The 4,875-nt window shown below is 70.5% G+C and carries 4 protein-coding genes; 3 read left to right on the top strand and 1 reads right to left on the bottom strand.

Annotation, left to right across the window (positions count from 1 at the left end):
• Positions 1-122 precede the first annotated feature (122 nt).
• Positions 123-356: a hypothetical protein gene (locus AC1DZ6_RS19090; RefSeq protein ID WP_477098719.1), complete on the bottom strand. Its 234-nt coding sequence runs from the start codon at positions 354-356 to the stop codon at positions 123-125.
• 105 nt (positions 357-461) lie between these two features.
• Here AC1DZ6_RS19090 and AC1DZ6_RS19085 point away from each other — a divergent pair, with 105 nt between their 5' ends.
• From AC1DZ6_RS19085 to AC1DZ6_RS19075, 3 genes are all read left to right on the top strand, one after another.
• On the top strand, positions 462-2,744 hold the full coding sequence (locus AC1DZ6_RS19085; RefSeq protein ID WP_477098718.1) for a glycoside hydrolase family 3 N-terminal domain-containing protein: 2,283 nt from the start codon (positions 462-464) through the stop codon (positions 2,742-2,744).
• A 226-nt stretch (positions 2,745-2,970) separates the two neighbouring features.
• Positions 2,971-3,903 carry a Gfo/Idh/MocA family protein gene (locus AC1DZ6_RS19080; RefSeq protein ID WP_477098717.1) on the top strand — a complete coding sequence of 311 codons (933 nt, stop codon included), beginning with the start codon at positions 2,971-2,973 and terminating at the stop codon, positions 3,901-3,903.
• 151 nt (positions 3,904-4,054) lie between these two features.
• Positions 4,055-4,875, top strand: an 821-nt coding sequence (locus AC1DZ6_RS19075) for an ABC transporter transmembrane domain-containing protein (protein WP_477098716.1), incomplete at its 3' end; no start/stop codon positions are given.

Below are 4,875 nucleotides of genomic sequence, written 5' to 3'. Positions count from 1 at the left end.
ACGTCAGACGGCGCGCCGGCAGGGCGCTGTGAGAAAACGGTGAGGATGTAACCCCTCACCCTCCCACCGCTACGCGGCGGGSCCCTCCCTCTCCCTCTGGGAGAGGGTTTCAGAAAGCGGCATCAGTCCGTATGTCCCTGATGCTCCGTCTGCCCCTCGCGCACCTCGGTCCGCGAGAACACCTCCTCCTGGCCGTCCTGCAGCAGCTCCTCGGCGTCGGACTTGTCCTGCTCGGCCTGGGCCAGGACGATTCGCAGGGCGTCGACCTCGGTCTGGGCTTCGACCTCCATGCTGCGCAGGGGGGCGTGCGGCGGGGCGTCGCCGAGACGGACATCGATGCGCCAGCGGGTGGTCATGGGAGCTCTCCGAGGTTGCAGGCGTTGGTCGCCCCTCAGGTAACGCACCATTGCACCAAGCGTCGTTTCTGGCGAGGTTGCGGCGATTCAGTTCGGGGAGGCTTCATGGCGGACGGTGGCGGGCGACAGGGTGTTGACCGGCGAGCGGTCCTGGCCGGCGCGACGGGGCTGGCGGGGTTCGCCCTGGCCGGAGCGGGCGCGGCGCGCGCCGCCTCGTCCCGGGTCGAGGCCCTGCTCGCCCAGATGACGATGGAGGAAAAGGCCGGCCAGCTGTCGTGCTATTCCGACATGATCCGGCCGCCGGTCGGCGACATCAATCCCCTGGTCAACCAGCGCAACACCCAGCAGATCCTGGCCGACGTCCGGGCCGGCCGCATCGGCGTGCTGATGAACGGCGTCGGGGTCGAGGGCGCGCTGCTGGCCCAGACCGCCGCGGTCGAGCATTCGCGCCTGCGCATCCCGCTGCTGTTCGCCGCCGACGTGATCCACGGCTTCAAGACCGTCTATCCGATCCCCCTGGCCGAGGCCGCCAGCTTCGATCCGGGCCTCGCCGAGCGCACGGCCCGGGCCGCCGCGATCGAGGCCTCGTCGTACGGCAACCACTGGACCTTCGCCCCGATGGTCGACGTGGCCCGCGACCAGCGCTGGGGCCGGGGCGCCGAAGGCTCGGGCGAGGACGTGTTCCTGGGCGAGGTGATGGCCCAGGCCCGGGTGCGCGGCTTCCAGGGCCGCGACCTGACCGCGCCCGACAGCCTGCTCTCCACCGCCAAGCACTTCGCCGCCTATGGCGCGGTGATGGCCGGGCTGGACTACAACACCGTCGACATTTCCGAAGAAACCCTGCGCGAGGTGCACCTGCCGCCGTTCAAGGCCGCCTTCGACGCGGGCTGCCTGTCGGTGATGTCGGCCTTCAACGACATCAACGGCATACCGTCCACGGCCAACAAGCATCTGCTGACCGACATCCTGCGCGGCGAGTGGAACTTCAAGGGCGTGGTCATTTCCGATTACACCGCCGACCAGGAGCTGGTGGCCCACGGCTACGCCGCCGACGACAAGGACGCCGCGCGGCTGGCGATCCTGGCCGGGGTCGACATCAGCATGCAGAGCGGTCTCTACAGCCGCTACCTGCCCGAGTTGGTCGCCCAGGGGCTGGTGCCGATGGCGACGGTCGACAACGCCGTGCGCCGGGTCTTGAGCCTGAAGGAGACGCTGGGCCTGTTCGACCGGCCGTTCCGCTCGATCGACGCCAAGGCCCAGGCCGCCAACACCGCCACCCCGGCCATGCGGGCTCTGTCGCGGGAGGCCGGCGGCAAGTCGATCGTGCTGCTGCGCAACGACGGCGGCCTGCTGCCGCTGCCGACCAAGGGCAAGCGCATCGCCCTGATCGGTCCGTTCGCCGAGGACCGCGACAACATCCTGGGGCCCTGGGCCTTCTTCGGCGACAAGGGTCTKGGCGTCGACCTGGCCACCGGCCTCCGCGAGGCGATGGCCGACCCGTCGCAGCTGATCATCGCCAAGGGCTGCGACGTCGAGAACACCATCCCCGGCGGCTACGATCAGGCGGTGGCCGCCGCCAGGGCCGCCGACATCGTGCTGCTGGCCGTGGGCGAGAGCCAGAACATGTCGGGCGAGGCCCAGTCGCGCACCGAGATCGGCCTGCCGGCGGTTCAGCAGAAGTTGGCCGACCTGGTCGGGGCGGTGGGCAGGCCGACGGTGGTGCTGCTGCGCCACGGCCGGGCCCTGGTGCTGGAAGGCGCGGTCAAGACCGCTCCCGCCATCCTCGCCACCTGGTTCCTGGGCAGCGAGACCGGCCACGCGGTGGCCGACGTGCTGTTCGGCAAGGTCAATCCGTCGGCCCGCCTGCCGGTCAGCTTCCCGCACGAAAGCGGCCAGGAGCCCTTCGCCTACAACCACCGCACCACCGGCCGTCCCGCGCCCCAGGCCGACGACAGCCAGGAGTACAAGGCCCGCTGGCGCACCACCCGCAACGAGGCGCTGTACCCGTTCGGCCACGGGCTGTCGTACACCAGCTTCGCGCTCAGCGACGTCAAGCTGTCGACCACGCGGCTGGGGTGGAACGAGAAGCTGTTCATCACCGCCACCGTCGCCAACACCGGCAAGGTCGCCGGCGAGCATGTGGTCCAGCTCTACATCCGTGACCGCGTGGCCAGCCGCACCCGGCCGGTGCGCGAGCTCAAGCGCTTCGTGCGGGTGGCGCTGAAGCCGGGCGAGCGGCGCGAAGTGCGGTTCAGCCTGGAGCGCGGCTCGCTGATGTTCGTCGGCGACAACGACCGCTGGATCGCCGAGCCGGGTATGTTTGACCTGTGGGTGGCCAACAGCGCCGTGGACGGGCTGACGGCGAGCTTTGAGTTGCTGGGGGCGTAGGACGCGGGGACGCCCCCTCCGTCGGGCTTCGCCCGCCACCTCCCCCGTTGCACGGGGGAGGAGAAGATCGATCCGCTTCCTCCTCACCCGTGAAACGGGGGAGGTGGCGCGATGCGAATACGCATCGTGACGGAGGGGGCGTCGGGCGTCTGCGTTGTAGGGTTTGACATCCCAAGCGCCACCAAGCATTTATCCTACAAATAAGTTTCCAGAGTCGCGAGCCCCCATGACCGCCMCCCCCATCCGCGTGGCCCTGATCGGCCTGGGCAAGATCGCTCGCGACCAGCACCTGCCGGCCATGGCCGGCGATCCGCGCTTCGAACTGGTCGCCATCGTCAGCCGTCACGCCGAGCAGCCGGGCCTGCCCAGCTTCCACAGCTTCGACGAACTCCAAGCCAGCGGCGTGGCCTTCGACGCCGTCGCCCTGTGCACCCCGCCCCAGGTGCGCCACGGCCTGGCCCGCCAGGCGCTGGAAGCCGGCAAGCACGTGATGCTGGAAAAGCCGCCCGGCGCGACGCTCAGCGAGGTCGAGGACCTGCGCCAGGTCGCGCAGGCCCAGGGCGTCACCCTGCAGACCACCTGGCACTCGCGCCACGCCCCCGCCGTCGCCCCGGCGCGCGACTGGCTGGTCGGCAAGACGATCACGGCGGCCCGGATCAACTGGCGCGAGGACGTGCGGGTCTGGCATCCCGGCCAGGACTGGATCTGGGAGCCGGGCGGCCTGGGCGTGTTCGATCCCGGCATCAACGCCCTGTCGATCGCCACCGCCGTCCTGCCGCGCCCGTTCTTTCTCACCGCCGCCGTCCTGCACGTGCCCGAGAACCGCCAGTCGCCGATCCAGGCCGAGCTGGATTTCGTCGACACCGCCGGCGTGCCGGTCACCGCCGCGTTCGACTTCCTGCAGACCGGTCCGCAGAGCTGGGACATCGAGATCGACACCGACGGCGGCGCCCTGCGGCTGTCGCACGGCGGCGCCAAGCTGTGGATCGACGGCGCCCTGGTCCACGAGCAGCCGGAAGCCGAATATCCGGGCCTCTACGCCCGTTTCGCCGCGTTGATCGGGTCTGGCCAGTCCGATGTCGACGTCACGCCGCTGCGCCACGTGGCCGACGCCTTCCTGCTGGGCCGGCGCGTCACCGCCCCGGCTTTCGTGGAGTAGGGGCGGGGTCGTGCGCACGGCCCTTTACCCTTTCGCACAACGACGTTCTTGCATATTGGCGAGCCGCAACGTTAGGTACTGCCCAGGGGCGTGAGACCTGCGGACGGCGAGTGAGCTGACGGAGAGGGTGACGCGTCCAGGGGAGAGACGCGTGAAGTTCCTGGACGCCCCATTGCCGCCGCCGCTGGTCGCCGCCCTGCGCGCTTGCCGCCCGCACCTCTTGGCCGCCGCCGTGTTCAGCGCCTTCATCAATCTGCTGCTGCTGGCGCCGACCATCTACATGATGCAGGTCTATGACCGGGTCGTGCCCACCGAGGGCCGGCTGACCCTGTTGTACCTGACCCTGGTCGTGGCCTTCGCCCTGGCCACCCAGACCGCCCTGGAATCTGTCCGCGCGCGGCTGCTGACCCTGGCCGGACTGCGCCTGGACCGCCTGCTGGCCGGCGGCATCCTGCAGAAGCTGATGAGCGCCATGGCGCCCGGGGCCTCGGCCCAGGGCATGCGCGAGTTCGACGTCATCCGCCAGGCCCTGTCGGGTCCGGTGGCGATCGCCGCCTTCGACATCCCGTGGACGCCGATCTACGTCCTGGTCGCCTTCATGATCCACCCGGCGCTGGGCGCGATGACCATCGTCGGCGGCGCGGTGCTGGTGGTGCTGGCGGTGTTCAACGAGCGAGCCACCCGGACGCGGGCCCGCGAGGCCTTCATCGCCCAGGCCCAGGCCTACGCCTCGCAGGAAGCCGCCGCCGCCAACGGCGAGGTCGTGCGCGCCCTGGGCATGCGCGGCGCCCTGCGCGAGCGCCAGCTGGCCGATCGCCGCGCCGGCCTGGACCTGTCGGCCAAGGCCCAGTTCACGGGCGGCGGCTATTCGGCGGCCACCAAGTTCACCCGCATGTTCCTGCAGTCCGCGGCCCTGGGCCTGGGCGCATGGCTGGCGGTCGACAAGCAGATCTCAGCCGGCGCGATCATCGC

It is taken from the genome of Caulobacter sp. P1_B12_2, assembly GCF_056406675.1.
This window is presented reverse-complemented; position numbering and strand designations above follow the sequence as displayed.

Coding starts and splice junctions, on each gene's coding strand:
- AC1DZ6_RS19090 (WP_477098719.1), bottom strand. CDS start 356: ATGACCACCCGCTGGCGCATCGATGTCCGTCTCGGCGACGCCCCGCCG.